The organism is Bacillus sp. MYb56, assembly GCF_002976445.1.
GTDB lineage: Bacteria > Bacillota > Bacilli > Bacillales > Bacillaceae_G > Bacillus_A > Bacillus_A mycoides.
Window position 1 is genome coordinate 189,230 of the sequence record NZ_PCOH01000004.1, and the last position, 16,408, is coordinate 205,637.

Below are 16,408 nucleotides of genomic sequence, written 5' to 3' on the forward strand. Positions count from 1 at the left end.
TAATTACTATCTCAAACTACCCGCAATCTCCGTAAAGATAACTCCAAGCGCATGTGCACCTGCATCTGGATAGCCTAAGCTTCTTTCACCAACTGTACCAGCGCGACCCATACGAGCTACGATTTCTTTCGTATACTCTGCTCCTTTAACCGCTGCTTCTGCTCCTTTTTCAAAGGCAGTTTTCACGTCTACTTCGTTTGAAGCGCTAGCTAACCAAGAATCTACACATGGAGCAAGTGCATCAACAAGTGTTTTATCACCAACTACCGCTCCTCTACCGAACGATCTTTCACCGATAGATTGTATGCCTTGAAGTGCCGCTTGCAATATTTCAGCGAACTCTTTGGCTGTTAACTCACGTTTTTCGCCTGCTGCTTTACTAGCTGCGCGGAATGCTCCGCCCCAAATTGGACCAGAAGCGCCGCCGCAATGTTCCATAATAATCATTGAACAACCGTCAAGGAATGATCCAATCGTTACATTCTCTTGTCCTAAAATAGAATGCCACTCACGCTTTAATTGCTTAAATCCTTTTGCAACACTCATTCCGAAGTCGCCGTCACCTGCATGTGTATCTAACTCACAGAACGGTACTTCATTTTTAATAATAATGTCACTCATTTTATCAACGAGATAGATCATGTTATTTAATGTAATGACATTATTTTTAATAACAGCGTGCTCTTCCGCTGTTTCTATTTCGAAGGAAACTTCCTTCTCTTCTACATCTTCAAGCACATTCACGTACTCTACACTTTCAACTGGTCCATCTACTTTAAACGCTGGTGTATTACACTCTTTCGATAACAACGTTTTTAACTCGTCATCTAACTTCATCACTGTTAAAGACATACCAGCCATATCGATACTCGTCATATAATTACCGACGAATACTCTATTGATTTTAATGTTTCTAGCAGCTAATTCTCTCGTAACTGCATTATTAAATAGATAAAGTTCTTGCAGTGGTGTGCCGCCAAAACCATTTACTAGAAGTGCGATTTCCTCACCATCTTTTACTCCTAAATCTTTTATTAAATCATTTGTCATACGGTTAGCTAATTCATCTGCTGACAGCGTTTTTTCACGTTTAATACCTGGTTCACCGTGAATACCTACGCCGTATTCCATTTCATCTTCCGCAAGTGTAAAAGTAGGTGATCCGCTTGCTGGAACTGTACAAGAAGTTAATGCTAAACCGATTGTACGCACGTTAGCCGCTGCTTTTTCCGCTACAGCTTTCACCGCTCCTAAATCCATTCCTGCTTCCGCTGCTGCGCCGGCAATTTTATGCACTAAAATAACTCCCGCAACACCGCGGCGTCCTACTGTATACAGGCTATCTTCTACCGCAATATCATCGTCTACTTTTACGTAGTCGACTTCAATTCCATCTTCAGTCGCTAAATGTGCACCGTTTTTGAAATTCATAATATCGCCGCTATAATTTTTAATAATTAATAACGTACCTTTTTTACTAGCTGTCTCTTTAATCGCCTGATATACCTGAATTTGTGAAGGAGAAGCAAACACATCTCCGCACACTGCTGCATCCAGCATTCCTTTTCCGACTAGACCTGCATGCGCTGGCTCATGACCACTACCGCCGCCGCTAATTAACGTTACTTTATTTTCATTCATTTCTTTCTTCTTAATAACTTTATACTTTTTCAAAAACTCAAGCTCTGGATGAGCCATCACCATTCCGTTGCACATTTCCATTACTAATGTTTCTGGTTTGTTTATAATCTTTTTCATTGTGATTCTCCCTCAATTCCTTTAATATATTGTGATATATTTGAAATCTTCTTCTTACTACTCATAGTAAAATGAAAGCGTTTTATAGTAAACGGACAAAATGGACAATCTGTCTAAAGACACTTCTTTCATTTGTAGATAGGATTTTCATATTACTACATTCTAGGGATGATTCAGATGACCTCTTCTATAATTTCTAAAAAGATAATCGCGAACTCATTGAAACATTTAATGGAAACAGAATCGTTTCATAAAATATCAGTGAGCGATATTATGTTACACTGTCAAATGCGTAGACAAACTTTTTATTATCATTTTAAAGATAAATTCGAACTATTAAGCTGGATTTATAAAGAAGAAACGAAAGAAAATATTATAGACTTTCTTGATTATGAAACATGGGAAAACATTTTCGATTTATTATTTGATTACTTTTATGAAAATCAAAAATTTTACCGAAATGCCTTTAAAGTCATTGAGCAAAATTCGTTTAATCACTATTTATTTGAGCATACGAAAAACTTATATATGAAGATTATTGATGAACTATCCATGAGCTGTAGATTCAGCCTTTCGAATGAGACAAAAAATACGATTGCCTCTTTTTATAGTCACGGCTTCGTTGGGACGATAAAAGATTGGATTGAAAGCAAATGTGAAATAGATCCATCCATTATGTCTTCTCTCATGAAAAATATGATAAACAATCAATTACTACTATTACTCGAGCAATCAGCAAAGTAATTAAAGGGTGGCAAAAGCAATGAAAAAGATTATGAATGATGTAGAAAATATTGTTCAAGATATGCTGCATGGCTTTTATTTTGAACATAACGACAAAGTAAATTACGACGAAACACATAACATCATTTATGTAAAAGATATCGCAGAAATGAAACAAAATGTCGCCATTATAAGCGGCGGTGGTAGCGGACACGAACCAGCCGATATTGGCTATGTAGGAAAAGGTATGCTTACAGCGGCAGTAAACGGCAGTATCTTCACTCCCCCTACAGTGGAACAAATTGTGGCGGCAACTCGCTTAATGCCACAAGATAAAAGTATTTTATTCATTATTAAAAACTTTAAAGATGACGTAGAAAACTTTTTAGCTGCAGAACAAATCGCCAAAGAAGAAGGAACACAAATTGACCACATCATCGTAAATGACGACGTTTCAATTGAAGATGATGCTTCTTTTAATAAAAGAAGACGCGGCGTAGCTGGCACCGTTTTCGTTCAAAAAATATTAGGTGCGGCCGCTGAGAGCGGTCATTCTTTAGAAGAACTAACAGCACTTGGCCAATCTGTCATCCAAAACTTACACACATTAGGAGTCGCCCTTTCACCTGCAAACGATCCAGTACAAGGAAAAGCTTCATTCACATTAAACGACGATGAAGTCTTTTACGGCGTTGGTATTCATGGCGAAAAAGGTTACCGCAAAGAAGCACTATCCTCTTCTGAAATATTAGCGATTGAACTTATGAACAAACTAAAAAGCATTTATCGCTGGAGAAAAGGTGACAACTTTGCCATCCTCATTAACGGACTCGGTGCGACACCATTAATGGAACAATACATTTTCGCAAACGATATTCGCCGTTTGTGTGAGCTGGAAGGCTTACATGTGAAGTTCGTAAAGGTTGGTACCCTTCTCACTTCTTTAGATATGAAAGGTGTTTCGCTCAGTTTGCTTAAAATAGAAGATTCGGATTGGGTGAAGTGGTTGAAGGCGGATGTTAGAGCGAGTGGTTGGTAACAATAAACTAAACATTATGATGATTGAACGTTTAGTAATCAAAAGTACTGACTTATATGAAGAATGTATAAACCTTAGGTATCTGTAAATAAATCGAAGCATACATACTATTTGCAAGTTATCCGCCAGTTTCGAAATGCGGTTATCCAGTCGGAGAAAGGCACCTTAATGTGTCTTTTTTTTATTTTCAAAAGGACCTGCTCAATTATTGCGTAAAAAACATAAAGTAAATTGAATCCGTTAAAATACATGAGTGACCCCTTGTTTTCCCCTCTTATTAAAGGAGGAACTATTATGGGATTTGGTGGTAGTTGTGGCGGCTGTGGATTTTCTGGCGGCTTTGCTTTATTAGTAGTATTGTTTATTTTATTAATCATAGTTGGAGCTTCTTGCTTCTGCTAAACAAACTATCGGAAAAGACACTCTTATATGGGTGTCTTTTCTTTGTAATAAAAAACTCTCCATAAAGGAAAGTTTTTAGGTTTATACATTCAAGTCATCCAAATTAGTTATTTATACAGCACCTTATCACTTTCGGTCTTTAGTGTGACATATAAATAATCCTTCCCCTACACAAAATTGCTTAACTAACTTTAATTCCTTAGATCCAAAACTTATATAATTAAAACACTCATCATCATTAAATTCATTTCCTTACATCAATAGTTAGCTCATCTGTAATCTGCTCAAGATGAAAAAATCTTTTTATATAATGGATATCTGTCCATTTCTCTTCTCCACCAATAATAAATAATTCTTGCGCATCATACATAAATGAAAAGCTTGGGTAGAAACTGTCAGCCTTTATCTCAATATCACCAGTACGATTACTAATAATCTTACAGTCCGCTGAATAACTTAATACCGTATAAAGAGAATCTCGTGCTGATTGGAAGAAATACTTCATAAGTGTATTTATATCATCACTATTAGTAATTAACACGTTAAAAAAGTTCGTATTCCTTTTCTTATTAGTAAAAATCAGCTCAAACGGGAATTTATTCTCTTCTAAAAACCCTTCAATAAAGTCCCTACACAAATAAGTTTCAAATACCATATACATAGGAAGTTTGTTAAGTGCACCTATAAATCCTTTAATGATTTCTTCAAATCCTGTATGCTGATTCCAATTCGTCCCCACTCCTATCATAATAGGACGATTTAAATAGATAGGATACGGTGATAATCCTTCATCTTTTAACATATACACTCGTTTTTCATCTGTATGAAAAGCAGGTCGATACTCTTTTAGTAAGTATTGAGATAATTGAACATGTAACATATTTACACCTACCTATCATGTAATACATAAACTATATCTATTAAGTTAGAAAATGCAATGAATTATCCATATTTTACCGTGTTTAAGCGTGGAGAACTAGAATAGATCGTAATCTTATTGGAAGCTTACAGGTCTCCAGGATAATAAATTAACATCGCACCTACAAACGAACAAACTAAACAAAAAATAGCTTCGTATTTTATGACTAAAGAAGAGTTCGTATCAAGCTTTTTCCCCTTTCTTTTACATATCATTTTAAACATTTTAAATAAAACTCTATATATTACATACCCAACAATTGCCCCGAGGGTATTCGTAAATAGATCATCAATATCTGTAATTCTATTATTTAGTAATTGATTTAACTCAATTGCCAATGAAAAAAAGAATCCCGCACATACGGTGTTTGTCATTTTTCTAAACTGTGGCCAAATAGTCGGTAATAAAAAACCTAACGGCATAAACAGCAAAATGTTCAAAAGATACGTAGTACTACCTGCCGTATCAAATAGAGTCAAGTTAATTTGATTTACACGAATCCACGTTTCATATCTACTTATATCCCATACAGTCGCGATTTGCGTCACCCCATATACTAGCGAAAGGTAGAATAGAAAAACATATACCCATAGAAAATGCCCAATAGATATATTTCTTTTCGCTTTAAAATAAAACCCAATTTGAAACACAATACAAAAAATAATAGTAAAGAAATAAGTATACAAATAACTCATCAAAACTTCTGTATCCATGCAGAATCCCCTAACTTTACATTTTCATCTATGACTTTATCGTTTTTAGTATCCTTCTTGATGTAACTCATTTATAGGATAGGAAAAACTTTTAAAATAAAAAATGGGGTAAACATAAAATTTTTCTTAAATCTTCAGTTGGGTTTTATTATTACTCTTCTTAGGAATCCGCCATTGATAGCTAGGCAACAACATGCTTAAACCTAACAATATTATCATTTGCACACGAAAACCTCGTAGTGTTTTAACCGATGAAACATATATAAAATCATGTGAATCGTTTGTTCAGTTAAAACATGAAATTAAGAAATATATGACGTACTATAATCACTCTTGCTATCAATAGAATTTAAAGAAGATGACTCCTGTTTGCATACAGAAATCATCTTTTTTAGAATGTCCTTTACAAAAGGTACAGATCAAGAGCACCTCATTCCTATTTAAGGGGCTCACGTATACCTTCTCCCCTTAAAATCACCAAAACCCATTTACAAATCTATAAAAGTAGATATAATATCCTTATGGAACCTTTATTAATTTATAAAGCATTGTCAAATGAAACAAGATGTCAAATTTTATCATGGTTGAAAAATCCAGAAAACCATTTCGATGAAAAACCTTATCTAGAGCAAGGCCTTAGCTTTCAAGTTGGAGTGTGCGTAGGAGATATCCAGCTTAAAACTGGCTTAGCCCAATCGGTTATTTCTAGTTATTTATTAACAATGAAAAAGGCAGGATTACTAGACTCTGACCGAATTGGAAAATGGACATACTATCGCCGAAATGAAAAAACAATACGAGAGTTTTCTGAATACGTTCAAAACGAATTATAAAATGAAAGCTACTAATCAATCTACATATCAATTGATTATTAGCTTTCACACATTCTGCTTTTTTACAGGCATCCAATTATTTTTTTATAAAATTGCACTACCTATAAAAGCAAGAAACATAGAAAGGAGAAAATTTTTTAATATATCATATCTAGTTATTTAGATATCTGTTATTGTATTTAAAATTACATAGTCCAGATAATATTGGCATCCAATCATACTTGTAATAATGCTTCTTTGTTAATGAATTTACTTTCAAAATACTGATACGAATGGAGAGTTTTATAAATGAAAAAAGTAAATCCTTTACTTATTCTGACACTCGCAATAGGTGTGTTCGGAATTATTACTACCGAGATGGGTATTGTCGGCGTATTACCACAAATCACTCAAAAATTCGGAATTTCAACTACACAAGCTGGATTTTTAGTAAGTATATTTGCACTAGTTGTTGCTATTTCTGGTCCGTTTTTAATTCTGCTCGTCTCTAGTATTAATCGCAAAATAATTTTATTAACAGCAATTTTTGCATTTGTTATTTCAAATATAATCTACGCTTATACAACACAATTTGAAATCATGCTTATTTTTCGTATTTTACCGGCAGCACTTCACCCACTCTTCTTTTCAATTGCTCTTGTAACAGCTGCTAAACTTGTCCCTCCAGAAAAGAGCGGTCAAGCGGTTACAAAAGTTTTCATGGGAATTACTGTTGGCTTTGCTTTAGGTGTACCACTAACCTCTTACCTTGCAGACCAATTTTCACTCGAAATTGCTTTCTTATTCGGAGCGCTTGTTAACACTCTTGCATTCATTGGAATACTAATCCTACTTCCTTCTATGCCTGTTAAAGAAAAAATGTCTTTCGGCAAACAAATTCGTATACTCGGCAAACCAGGATTATGGTTGAATATTTTAACCGTCACATTCCTTTTTGCAGCCATGTTTTCCGTATACAGTTACTTCGCTGAGTACCTTGCCAAAGTAACTTCCATGAATGGATCTCTCATCAGTATCATGCTATTCATATTTGGCATAGTTATGATTTTAGGCAATCATTTATTTGGTAGTCTCCTGCAAAAAAGTATAGTAAATACAGTAATATTATTCCCTATCCTATATTCTATTGTTTACATATTGGTTTATTATTTAGGTTCCTACCTTGTTCCAATGATTTTTATCGTATTCATTTGGGGAATCGTACATGCTGGTGGATTAATTGTTGGTCAAACATGGTTAATAAGCGAAGCAAAAGAAGCGCCTGAATTTGGTAATAGCCTATTCGTTTCATTCTCAAATCTCGGAATTACTTTAGGAACAACTATTGGAGGCTGGTTCATTTCAAACTTAGGTATTCACCAACTTATTTGGAGCGGATTCATTTTCACACTACTCTCATTTCTATTAATTATAATAAAACTAAAATTTTTCAATTCTAATAGCCAGGCTTCATTATCAAGTTAGTACATTTTCAGTTTCAAATTTTATAAACTAAAAAGTATAATGATCAAAGCCTTTAGCCATAATTACGACTAAAGGCTTTTTTGTATATAAAGTGAAACTTTACTCAGTGGGGGGTTTTGTTCATCCCCCACTGAGTATTAGCCTTCACCAATCGGGCGTTTACGGGCCGCAGGGCTCCCACCTAACTTCTTTGCTCCAGCTGAATTTTGAGGTGGGAGCCCTGCTGCCCACAAATAGCGGGATAAAAATAAATCTAAAAGGAGCTAATTTTATGGAACATAATCAAAATGGAGTACTTGCTTTAATTGTTTTGTTTTTAGGATTAGTGTTTTTTGTTAGTGGAATGGTTTATCATTTATGGGGTTCTTATTAATTTCAACTTTTAGAAAGATAAATAATTTAAAAACTAAAACGTGTATTGTAATTATCGATATGGCATATTTCCAAAAACAACTTAACATGGTAAAATAATATTCGGACGGGAGTCCAATATTATTAAAATTAAGATGGTTCAAGTCGGAGAAAGGCACCTTAGGGTGTCTTTTCTTTATTTTCAAAAGGACCTGCTCAATTATTGCGTAAAAAACATAAAGTAAATTGAATCCGTTAAAATACATGAGTGACCCCTTGTTTTCCCCTCTTATTAAAGGAGGAACTATTATGGGATTTGGTGGTAGTTGTAGTAGTTGTGGCGGCGGCTTTGCTTTACTAGTTGTATTGTTTATTTTATTGATCATTGTTGGAGCTTCTTGCTTCTGCTAAAAAACTATCGGAAAAGACACTCTTATATGGGTGTCTTTTCTTTGTAATAAAAAGCTCTCCATCACTTTCGGTCTTTAGTGTGACATACAAATAATCCAGTTCCCCAAGCGCCCATATTCCACAGCCCCTTCTTTGTGCTTTTCTTTTCATTTATATTTCAATTTCAAATATAGTAGAAACTCATTACAAGGCTAGTTATATATACAATTATTATAGATAATATATACCTTTCACCACATGTATCATTCTGAATAATTAAAAACAAATATTAAAAATTCCATATAGACCCATTACTGGTTAAAATGTTATAATTAAACTACCCTACATAGTTACTCATGTTCAGGATGAGTAACTAACGTCTTATTAAGTAATGCGCATAACTTAAATAAACAAGACACTGCAAAGTGTCTTGTTTATTTGCATCAAGTTTCCTTTTTATCCTAAAATAAATATAATAAAATGTAACATTTAATACATATAAAGAAAAATATAGATTTATTAAATCATTATGGCACCCATGAAAGTACTTTTATTTTGGAGGAACAAACTATGAACAAAAAGTTATTAACATCATTATTATGTAGCACATTCTTATTTGGATTATCAGCTTGCAGTTCACATGATACATCTAGCATTGAGACTCCCACGACTAAAGTCGCAAGCCCGAATCCTTACGGATTTACGGGTGGGATTCTTGAATGACTAAACGTTCGCAGTCCATTTCTGTTTTAAACAGCCTTCAAGATGAGGGCATCTCATTGCCCCTCCTAAACCAGACCATATAGGTGCTTAGGCTGATTGACTGTTACCATCAATCACAGTTGCGTAGCGAATATTCATCGCCCCAACGATATCACGATGTGTCCCAAACCCACATGGACACTTGTATTTTCTGTCTTGTGCCTTATTCTTTTCAGCGCATTTCGGACAGCTTTGACTTGTATAAGCCGGATTTACATATTCAACCTGAATACCAACTAATGTTGCTTTATACGCAATAAATCGTGACAAACGATAGAATGACCAAGCGTGTAGGTTTTTTTCGTTTTTACGGCTTGTTCTTGCCGTCTGTCTTATATTCGTTAGTTGCTCTAAACGAATGACAGAAATATGATTAGCAATTGCAAAATCAATGATTTCACGACTTATTTTATGATCTTTATCTTGCATCCATCTTTGTTCTTTATCATCAAATCGCCGAATCGCATTCACTTTTTTGTCTTTTCCTAACTTCTTACGAACACTACGAAACTTACGCTTCCTATATTTATTTTGCCTACCATTCCCAAAGAAACGAACCTTGTCATCGTCTGTGATTGCTACCGCGGGGACTTTGAGACCTAGGTCTACTCCTAAAATTTTCGTCCCTGCTCTTTCATTTGTAGGAAGTGTGACAGATATTTGGGCCATCCACTTATTCGATTTCTTTGTGATACGAAGTGTACCCAACTTATGTTTTAACAAATCCAAATTGCGATTTTTTTTATCGATTAATAAAGCACGGACCTTTAAACGAGTTGACTTTCCTTTTACCTTAAACGGGATTGAAATATGAGTGGAGTCAAATGAATAATTTTGATTGTTCCATACACAAACAGGTCTCTTTAAAATCGGAATGATTTTATACTTGCTTTTCTTTACTTTTGTAGCAAATAAGCCTTTCGCGTCTTTAATTGCTTGATTCTTCACCGCACTTGGTATATTCGCTTCAATATCTTTCGTACTTTTTTTCGTACTTTCCTTTGTTTCAACCATTTCAGATATAAGTGTATTTATGAGTTTAATGTACTCTCGGCTACTTTGTTCCAATAAACGAATTTGTTCTTTTGTGGGAAGCAATTTCACTTTCACTGTTAGGGTCTGTGACATACGTTTCACCCCTTTGTTTTTTGATTCTCAACATACTATTTTATTGTCTCATTTGATACACTTCCAGCAGTAGAAACAAAATGGGAACGCGTCTATAAACTTTGCAAGTGCTTGTGATGAGGGAATTCTTCTCTCAAACACTTTAATGTCACTCCTTTTATTTTTGCCCTTGTATCAGCAGGACTAAGTGTTGACAGTGTATTTAAAAACAAATGAACGTGTTTGGTATCCTATTCCATTGCGATACTAACAATATCAAGATCGTTACATATCTCTTCAACCAACACTTTGAAACATTCTTCTATAATCATTTATCATAGTTACAATGTATCATTTATTTTCGAAAAATTACAACAAACAGACCCAAAGAAACTACCTATTCTTTGGATACTTAAAGTACCACGAACCTTACGATTTTTAGTGGTACTCCGTATCCAACCTCACTTTCATCCCATGCCTAAAGGCAATGGGCTTTCTCGTTCGGAAAGGGCTGTAATGGAGAAGTTAAAGCACAAGGTATATTTAAAGTATTAGACGTCGCAGTTTATAATCGTCAAGAGGAACCCATTACACTAAATAGCAATAACTTTAAATTAATTGACGGAACCGGAAGAGAATATCACATTTCTAATGAATCTCAATTAGTACTTAAAGCTGCAAATACTGCTACATTTAAATTTGGTGTTCTTAATCCTAATGAAAATTCGGAAGGGAACATTGTATTCGATGTTCCGAAAAATACGCAAGGATTAACGTTAAAAATTAATGGAGATATGCTGGGTGAAGGGATCGAGTTAAAGGTGGAATAGTCAAAGAAAATGTAAAAGTGGCTTTTCTACAAAATAGATAAACCACCTATCACAACTTATACTAACATAACAAAAAGTACAGCCTCTGTATTAACTACAGTAGACTGTACTTTTTCATTTATGATTTTGTATAACTCGCTATAATAGGATTCCTTAGTTCTTTTGAGAAGATGCTCTCCAATCACGAAAAGATGTTGGAAACCCAGAATGTCCACGTTGCTTTGTAACAACTGGTTTCTCTTGAAGAGTAGTTGATTTCTCTTCAAGAATAGTTGGTTTTTCTTCAAGAATACTCAAAGCTGTTTGCATTTTCTCCAGCTGTTCTTTTAAAGCTTGCTGCTCAATCTTTAAATCCGTAAGTAAACGTAATATCATCTCAGAATTAGCCATAACGATCTCCTTTCCCCCAATGCACAGAATAAAATACCATATGTAATAAGCGGAATACTCGTGACAAAAATAAGTTCGTCAACTCTTTTAAAATACCGAGTACTTTTATTTTTTCAAAAGGACCTGCTCAAGTTTATCCGTAAAAACATAAAGTGATATAAATCCATTAATATATGGACTTTATGGAAGGAGGAGTTAATATGGGCTATGGTGGTAGTTGTGGAGGCTATGGTGGTAGTTGTGGTGGAGGCTGTGGTTTTGGCGGTGGATTCGCCTTACTTGTTGTGCTCTTTATCTTATTAATCATCGTTGGAGCTAGCTGTTGGGGCGGCGGATTCGGCTGCTAATAAGAGGCACTCTTGAGAGTGTCTTTTTTTTATTTCTCAATATAGGGCTAACATATATGTGTTACTATCAAAAGGCGAGATTCCCTAAGCGTAATATAGTAGTTTACCAACTATGAAAGCCACTGTCACAAGAAAACAGTAGGCTTTTATTTTGTTATTTAACAAGATTAAAACATGAATTGCCATTTCTCCTCAGTAACATTTTTAAATTGACATAGCACTTCATGCACCATATACTGTTAACAACAGTATACTGTCATTAACAGTATATATTCCAATTCATTCTAGGAGGTATATTCATGAAGCATACAGGAAGACATACAGGTGCATTTCTTTTGTTATTTTTAGCAGAAGGTGATAACTATGGCGGGCAGCTACTTCAGAAATGTGACGAAGAACTTCCGGTCAATCCAATCGATAGTGCCATCCTTTACCGCACGCTGAAGAAATTAGAAAACGAAGGTGCGATTGAATCTTATGTAAGTACATCAATTCCAGATAAGCCGAGAAAGATGTACAAAATTACTACAGCCGGAAAAGAACAATTAGCGGATTTTCAAATGGATATTGAGGAAAAAATGAAAAACTTATCATTTTTCTTAGACAAATATAAAGACTTAAAGGAATCTAATCATGATTAATGGCGCTATCCTTTACACTTCGGCCATTATTCTTACGGGGATTTCTTTTATGAAGGATCGGAATAAAACGAAATTTGCCCTATTAAAATCATGGAAAATATTTCGAAACCTCCTCCCTGCCATGCTCTCCATTATGCTTTTCGTTGGACTATCACTTTCTATCTTAACGCCGTCCTTCATCTCTTCCATCATTGGAGAACAGTCTGGATTTTTAGGTATTATTTATTCAGCACTACTCGGATCTGTGGCACTTATCCCAAGCTTTGTCGTATTTCCTCTTGGTAATACGTTAGTACAGCACGGCGCAGGTCTACCTCAAGTTGCGGCACTCATGTCTACACTAATGTCAGTAGGAATTACAACCTTGCCGATGGAACAAAAGATATTCGGACGAAGCTTTGCTTACGCTCGTAATGCATCTGCATTACTCATGTCACTCCTATTCTCCTATATCATTTGGGTGGTGATGGTATGAAAGAACTAAAAAGATATCGCTTCTTTTTCATTTTGCTGATTGGACTTATCATTCTAACTTTTATAAACCAATCTTTAGGATGGAGCGCATTACAATTAACAGGGAATAGCATTTTAGATATGTTGTTTCTACTCCCCCCTGTCCTAATATTTGTAGGGTTACTTGATCAGTGGGTGAAGAAAGAAACGCTAATGAAATATATGGGAGAAAAGTCCGGCATATATGGAATATTATTCTCTCTATTATTAGGCGGAATTGCAGCTGGTCCCCTCTATGTTGCCTTTCCGATTGCAGCACTACTATTAAAAAAAGGCGCCAGCATTAGGTACATCGTATTTTTCTTAGGTGTTTGGACAACTGCGAAATTACCGATTATGGTGTATGAATTTTCTTCATTCGGAGCTACCTTTACGCTCGTTCACATTTGCTTCGGTCTGTTGTTCTTCTACGTAATGGGCATCGTTTTTGAGAAGTTTTATGATCAACGGCAGTTGTTGCAGTATGATATTACGAAAGAAATGTAAAAAGACATCTTTATCTTGTAAAGATGTCTTTTTAATATGAACCTTAATTTTCGTTCTGTAAAACCCTCGCTGCCTTTACTTCCTTTTTCTCTTCTTTTAAGAACAACGATACGATAAAAGCAATAACGATAAAGATTAACCCTAGTGTAAATGCGCCTTGGAATCCAGATGTTAAACCGTTTAACTTCTCTACTGGATCCATTGGATTTGCTGAGCTTTCCATGTACTTAGTTGTTCCTGAAGACATTTTCGAAATAAAGATAGCCGTACCAATTGCGCCAGCTACTTGCTGTAACGTATTAAACAGTGCTGTTCCGTGCGGATATAAATCTGGTGTTAATTGATTTAATCCATATGTTTGTGCTGTCATTACAAACATGAGTCCGACCATTAATACGCTATGCATGACAATAATTTGTACCATTGATGTATCAGGAGTAATGCCTTTAAATAAGAACATTGCAATACCTACTAACACAATACCGGGAACGATAACAACTTTCGGGCTAAATTTATCAAATAGTTTACCTGCGATTGGTCCCATTATGGCGCTAATAATACTTCCTGGAAGCATTATTAGTCCTGATTTAAATGCTGTAACGAGTAAAACTGTTTGTAGGAACATCGGTAATAAAGTCATCGTTGAAAATAACGACATCATCACAATGACGATTAATCCAACTGATATTGTAAACATCGGAACTTTAAATGCACGTAATTCTAAAATTGGATTCTCGATTTTTAATTGTCGCACTACAAAAATACATAGTGATATAAGCCCAACAATTAAGGCGCCATACACTTTCGGATCGGACCATCCTAAATCACCTGATGCACTAAAGCTATACACAAGCCCGCCAAATCCTAATGTCGATAAAAGGATAGATGGATAATCTACTTTTGGCCTTGTTAACTCTGAAACATTTTGAATGTATTTCATCCCAATCATAATTGAAATGATCACGATAGGAATAACAATATAGAATAACCAGCGCCAATTTAATGAATCCACAATTACTCCAGATAATGTAGGACCAATTGCTGGAGCTGCCATCATTACAAGTGCGATTAATCCCATTGTGGCACCACGTTTTTCAGGTGGACAAATAAGTAAAATCGTATTCATTAATAACGGTGAAATTAACCCCGTCGCTACAGCTTGGACGATACGGCCGACTAATAAAACGGAAAATGTCGGTGCAAATCCCGCAATTAATGTACCGACTAAAAACGTTACCATAGCGATCAAAAACATTTGTCTCGTTGTGAGCCATTGCTGAAGTAACGCTGTAATCGGGACTAAAACACCAACTACTAACATGTATGCTGTAGAAAGCCATTGAATCGTTGAAGCTGTTACGTCGAATTCTTTCATTAATACAGTTAACGCATTACCAAGTAATGTTTCGTTTAATAATGCAACCATTGCCCCTAAAAGTAATGCAATTAAAATCGGGGTATGTTTCATATTAGAAGTATCAACTTTGCCACTTGCAGGGCTCTTAGTTGTTATATTCATTTACAAATTCTCCTCCTGTTTCTTACTTAAAAAGCTTTAAATACACCGGAACACATGTAATATAATATACATATGTAGATTAAAAAGGGAGAATCAATTTTCAGCCATTGTATATTTAATCTACAAAAAAGGAGAATTGTAGATGAATGATAATGAAAAACAACTTGATTTACGTATTAGACGTACACATAAATTACTATGGGATTCCTTATTTGAATTAATGACGCAATCAAAACAGAAATATAGTACTATCACGATTAACCAAATTTGTGACCGTGCAATGGTACACCGAACAACTTTTTATAAACACTTTGAAGATAAAGATGCTTTATTATCATTTGGATTTAAACGCTACAGCAAGATGATTGCTGAAATACCGATTTCAGATCGATTAAGTAAACCATTTCAAGTAATGGAACAATTTCTACACCATGAAGAAATCGGTAAAATATTAGAGACGCAAATGTCTGATGAACAATTTATTAGCCGTACACAGTATTTAAGTCACGAAACGAGAAAACAAGAAATAGAAGCGTTAAATCAACTTTGCAAAAACCATACGATGCCAAATGATTTAATCATTGAATTTTATTCAGGGGCAATCACCTCATTAAGTGCATGGTGGTTTAAAAATGAAAGAAGCGTTTCTGCTGCTGAAATGGATAGGTATCTCCACCAACTTATTAACCGGAATATTTTTCAGTTTGAAGAAAAATAACTTCACCATCAAAAAAACGCCTATATGAAATAGGCGTTTTTTACATACTATTACTTACCGATTTTCTTCAAATCCGAACTTTCTATAATTGAACGAGAATATCCATCTTTCCCAACTCGCACCATAGCTCTTCCCAACTGCTTAGAAGTTATCACACTGCCGAATCGCTTCAACAGAGGATTAAAGGGCTTCATCACATCATACATTAATTGGTACAATTTCGTTTTTGATTTCACACCATTTGCCGGAATGATTAATCTTAGTCTAAACATATACAGATTTGAAAGGTAAACGTAATAACTCATTTTCCGTTCTCTCCTTCACTCTCGCCCACATCGTACGTCCTGATTCTGTACTATCTGTTCCGCTACCGGATACGTAAATGAATGTCATGTTTGGATTTAACTTCGCTAATGTTTTTGCGGTAGATAACGTTAATTCGTACGTAACTATAGAATAAAACGTCGATAAATTTTCGTTCCAAATATTCAGAATTAATATTG

General features: G+C 35.0%; 19 protein-coding genes and 3 pseudogenes. 14 read left to right on the plus strand and 8 right to left on the minus strand.

Annotation, left to right across the window (positions count from 1 at the left end; all coding sequences use genetic code 11):
* Positions 1 to 6: 6 nt before the first annotated feature.
* Entirely contained in the window at positions 7 to 1,758 is a 1,752-nt protein-coding gene (gene dhaK / locus CQ058_RS07845; protein ID WP_105589568.1) for a dihydroxyacetone kinase subunit DhaK, read from the minus strand.
* Between the two features lie 177 nt (positions 1,759 to 1,935).
* Between dhaK and dhaS the strand changes: the two genes are divergently transcribed.
* From dhaS to CQ058_RS07865, 3 genes are all read left to right on the plus strand, one after another.
* A complete protein-coding gene (gene dhaS, locus CQ058_RS07855; protein WP_105589569.1) occupies positions 1,936 to 2,502 on the plus strand; it encodes a dihydroxyacetone kinase transcriptional activator DhaS in 567 nt (188 codons plus the stop codon).
* Between the two features lie 19 nt (positions 2,503 to 2,521).
* Entirely contained in the window at positions 2,522 to 3,520 is a 999-nt protein-coding gene (gene dhaQ / locus CQ058_RS07860; RefSeq protein WP_105589570.1) for a DhaKLM operon coactivator DhaQ, read from the plus strand.
* 294 nt (positions 3,521 to 3,814) lie between these two features.
* A complete protein-coding gene (locus CQ058_RS07865) occupies positions 3,815 to 3,922 on the plus strand; it encodes a YjcZ family sporulation protein (RefSeq protein WP_000505673.1) in 108 nt (35 codons plus the stop codon).
* 244 nt (positions 3,923 to 4,166) lie between these two features.
* On the opposite strand, the gene CQ058_RS07870 is transcribed toward CQ058_RS07865, so the two are convergent.
* The gene (locus CQ058_RS07870) at positions 4,167 to 4,802 is read right to left on the minus strand and encodes a hypothetical protein (RefSeq protein ID WP_105589571.1); all 636 of its coding nucleotides are present in this window, start codon (positions 4,800 to 4,802) and stop codon (positions 4,167 to 4,169) included.
* A gap of 125 nt (positions 4,803 to 4,927) precedes the next feature.
* Entirely contained in the window at positions 4,928 to 5,554 is a 627-nt protein-coding gene (locus CQ058_RS07875) for a VanZ family protein (RefSeq protein ID WP_002188546.1), read from the minus strand.
* 244 nt (positions 5,555 to 5,798) lie between these two features.
* On the opposite strand from CQ058_RS07875, the pseudogene CQ058_RS32245 reads away from it, so the two are divergent.
* The 5 genes and pseudogenes from CQ058_RS32245 to CQ058_RS32715 all read left to right on the plus strand — a co-directional run.
* Positions 5,799 to 5,900 (plus strand): annotated as a pseudogene (locus CQ058_RS32245) (TetR family transcriptional regulator); the annotation flags it as partial.
* A gap of 175 nt (positions 5,901 to 6,075) precedes the next feature.
* Positions 6,076 to 6,387, plus strand: coding sequence for an ArsR/SmtB family transcription factor (locus CQ058_RS07885; protein ID WP_002087249.1), 312 nt, complete (start codon positions 6,076 to 6,078; stop codon positions 6,385 to 6,387).
* A 288-nt stretch (positions 6,388 to 6,675) separates the two neighbouring features.
* Positions 6,676 to 7,851 carry an MFS transporter gene (locus CQ058_RS07890; RefSeq protein WP_002140622.1) on the plus strand — a complete coding sequence of 392 codons (1,176 nt, stop codon included), beginning with the start codon at positions 6,676 to 6,678 and terminating at the stop codon, positions 7,849 to 7,851.
* A gap of 660 nt (positions 7,852 to 8,511) precedes the next feature.
* Positions 8,512 to 8,613, plus strand: coding sequence for a YjcZ family sporulation protein (locus CQ058_RS07895; RefSeq protein WP_000505688.1), 102 nt, complete (start codon positions 8,512 to 8,514; stop codon positions 8,611 to 8,613).
* A 549-nt stretch (positions 8,614 to 9,162) separates the two neighbouring features.
* Entirely contained in the window at positions 9,163 to 9,315 is a 153-nt protein-coding gene (locus CQ058_RS32715) for a hypothetical protein (RefSeq protein WP_181150758.1), read from the plus strand.
* A gap of 87 nt (positions 9,316 to 9,402) precedes the next feature.
* Here CQ058_RS32715 and CQ058_RS07900 read toward each other — a convergent pair whose 3' ends face one another.
* Positions 9,403 to 10,482, minus strand: coding sequence for an RNA-guided endonuclease InsQ/TnpB family protein (locus CQ058_RS07900; RefSeq protein WP_085309502.1), 1,080 nt, complete (start codon positions 10,480 to 10,482; stop codon positions 9,403 to 9,405).
* Between the two features lie 35 nt (positions 10,483 to 10,517).
* A pseudogene (gene tnpA / locus CQ058_RS07905) lies at positions 10,518 to 10,787 on the minus strand (IS200/IS605 family transposase); the annotation flags it as partial.
* Positions 10,788 to 10,976: 189 nt separating this feature from the next.
* Here tnpA and CQ058_RS07915 point away from each other — a divergent pair.
* Positions 10,977 to 11,291: pseudogene (locus CQ058_RS07915) on the plus strand (DUF4352 domain-containing protein); the annotation flags it as partial.
* 153 nt (positions 11,292 to 11,444) lie between these two features.
* Here CQ058_RS07915 and CQ058_RS07920 read toward each other — a convergent pair.
* Positions 11,445 to 11,681, minus strand: coding sequence for a hypothetical protein (locus CQ058_RS07920; RefSeq protein WP_002087264.1), 237 nt, complete (start codon positions 11,679 to 11,681; stop codon positions 11,445 to 11,447).
* A 200-nt stretch (positions 11,682 to 11,881) separates the two neighbouring features.
* On the opposite strand from CQ058_RS07920, the gene CQ058_RS07925 reads away from it, so the two are divergent.
* The 4 genes from CQ058_RS07925 to CQ058_RS07940 all read left to right on the plus strand — a co-directional run bounded on the left by CQ058_RS07925 (position 11,882) and on the right by CQ058_RS07940 (position 13,668).
* Complete coding sequence (locus CQ058_RS07925) at positions 11,882 to 12,028, plus strand: YjcZ family sporulation protein (protein ID WP_000540380.1); 147 nt, start codon at positions 11,882 to 11,884, stop codon at positions 12,026 to 12,028.
* Positions 12,029 to 12,327: 299 nt separating this feature from the next.
* The gene (locus tag CQ058_RS07930) at positions 12,328 to 12,669 is read left to right on the plus strand and encodes a PadR family transcriptional regulator (protein WP_105589572.1); all 342 of its coding nucleotides are present in this window, start codon (positions 12,328 to 12,330) and stop codon (positions 12,667 to 12,669) included.
* A complete protein-coding gene (locus CQ058_RS07935) occupies positions 12,662 to 13,144 on the plus strand; it encodes a hypothetical protein (protein ID WP_105589573.1) in 483 nt (160 codons plus the stop codon). Before CQ058_RS07930 ends, CQ058_RS07935 begins: the two co-directional genes overlap by 8 nt.
* Positions 13,141 to 13,668 carry a permease gene (locus CQ058_RS07940; RefSeq protein ID WP_016126645.1) on the plus strand — a complete coding sequence of 176 codons (528 nt, stop codon included), beginning with the start codon at positions 13,141 to 13,143 and terminating at the stop codon, positions 13,666 to 13,668. The genes CQ058_RS07935 and CQ058_RS07940 overlap by 4 nt, the downstream gene beginning before the upstream one ends.
* Positions 13,669 to 13,711: 43 nt before the next feature.
* Here CQ058_RS07940 and CQ058_RS07945 read toward each other — a convergent pair whose 3' ends face one another.
* A complete protein-coding gene (locus CQ058_RS07945) occupies positions 13,712 to 15,187 on the minus strand; it encodes an MDR family MFS transporter (protein ID WP_078178720.1) in 1,476 nt (491 codons plus the stop codon).
* 142 nt (positions 15,188 to 15,329) lie between these two features.
* On the opposite strand from CQ058_RS07945, the gene CQ058_RS07950 reads away from it, so the two are divergent.
* Positions 15,330 to 15,905 carry a TetR/AcrR family transcriptional regulator gene (locus tag CQ058_RS07950; RefSeq protein WP_105589574.1) on the plus strand — a complete coding sequence of 192 codons (576 nt, stop codon included), beginning with the start codon at positions 15,330 to 15,332 and terminating at the stop codon, positions 15,903 to 15,905.
* A gap of 50 nt (positions 15,906 to 15,955) precedes the next feature.
* Here the strand turns inward: CQ058_RS07950 and CQ058_RS32255 are convergent, their stop codons facing one another.
* On the minus strand, positions 15,956 to 16,210 hold the full coding sequence (locus CQ058_RS32255; protein WP_258169452.1) for a hypothetical protein: 255 nt from the start codon (positions 16,208 to 16,210) through the stop codon (positions 15,956 to 15,958).
* Between the last annotated feature and the right edge of the window lie 198 nt (positions 16,211 to 16,408).

Bases quoted from the DNA above. Each gene is read 5' to 3' on its own strand.
- dhaK (WP_105589568.1), bottom strand. From the start codon at position 1,758: ATGAAAAAGATTATAAACAAACCAGAAACATTAGTAATGGAAATGTGC.
- dhaS (WP_105589569.1), top strand. From the start codon at position 1,936: ATGACCTCTTCTATAATTTCTAAAAAGATAATCGCGAACTCATTGAAA.
- dhaQ (WP_105589570.1), top strand. From the start codon at position 2,522: ATGAAAAAGATTATGAATGATGTAGAAAATATTGTTCAAGATATGCTG.
- CQ058_RS07865 (WP_000505673.1), top strand. From the start codon at position 3,815: ATGGGATTTGGTGGTAGTTGTGGCGGCTGTGGATTTTCTGGCGGCTTT.
- CQ058_RS07870 (WP_105589571.1), bottom strand. From the start codon at position 4,802: ATGTTACATGTTCAATTATCTCAATACTTACTAAAAGAGTATCGACCT.
- CQ058_RS07875 (WP_002188546.1), bottom strand. From the start codon at position 5,554: ATGGATACAGAAGTTTTGATGAGTTATTTGTATACTTATTTCTTTACT.
- CQ058_RS07885 (WP_002087249.1), top strand. From the start codon at position 6,076: ATGGAACCTTTATTAATTTATAAAGCATTGTCAAATGAAACAAGATGT.
- CQ058_RS07890 (WP_002140622.1), top strand. From the start codon at position 6,676: ATGAAAAAAGTAAATCCTTTACTTATTCTGACACTCGCAATAGGTGTG.
- CQ058_RS07895 (WP_000505688.1), top strand. From the start codon at position 8,512: ATGGGATTTGGTGGTAGTTGTAGTAGTTGTGGCGGCGGCTTTGCTTTA.
- CQ058_RS32715 (WP_181150758.1), top strand. From the start codon at position 9,163: ATGAACAAAAAGTTATTAACATCATTATTATGTAGCACATTCTTATTT.
- CQ058_RS07900 (WP_085309502.1), bottom strand. From the start codon at position 10,482: ATGTCACAGACCCTAACAGTGAAAGTGAAATTGCTTCCCACAAAAGAA.
- CQ058_RS07920 (WP_002087264.1), bottom strand. From the start codon at position 11,681: ATGGCTAATTCTGAGATGATATTACGTTTACTTACGGATTTAAAGATT.
- CQ058_RS07925 (WP_000540380.1), top strand. From the start codon at position 11,882: ATGGGCTATGGTGGTAGTTGTGGAGGCTATGGTGGTAGTTGTGGTGGA.
- CQ058_RS07930 (WP_105589572.1), top strand. From the start codon at position 12,328: ATGAAGCATACAGGAAGACATACAGGTGCATTTCTTTTGTTATTTTTA.
- CQ058_RS07935 (WP_105589573.1), top strand. From the start codon at position 12,662: ATGATTAATGGCGCTATCCTTTACACTTCGGCCATTATTCTTACGGGG.
- CQ058_RS07940 (WP_016126645.1), top strand. From the start codon at position 13,141: ATGAAAGAACTAAAAAGATATCGCTTCTTTTTCATTTTGCTGATTGGA.
- CQ058_RS07945 (WP_078178720.1), bottom strand. From the start codon at position 15,187: ATGAATATAACAACTAAGAGCCCTGCAAGTGGCAAAGTTGATACTTCT.
- CQ058_RS07950 (WP_105589574.1), top strand. From the start codon at position 15,330: ATGAATGATAATGAAAAACAACTTGATTTACGTATTAGACGTACACAT.
- CQ058_RS32255 (WP_258169452.1), bottom strand. From the start codon at position 16,210: ATGAGTTATTACGTTTACCTTTCAAATCTGTATATGTTTAGACTAAGA.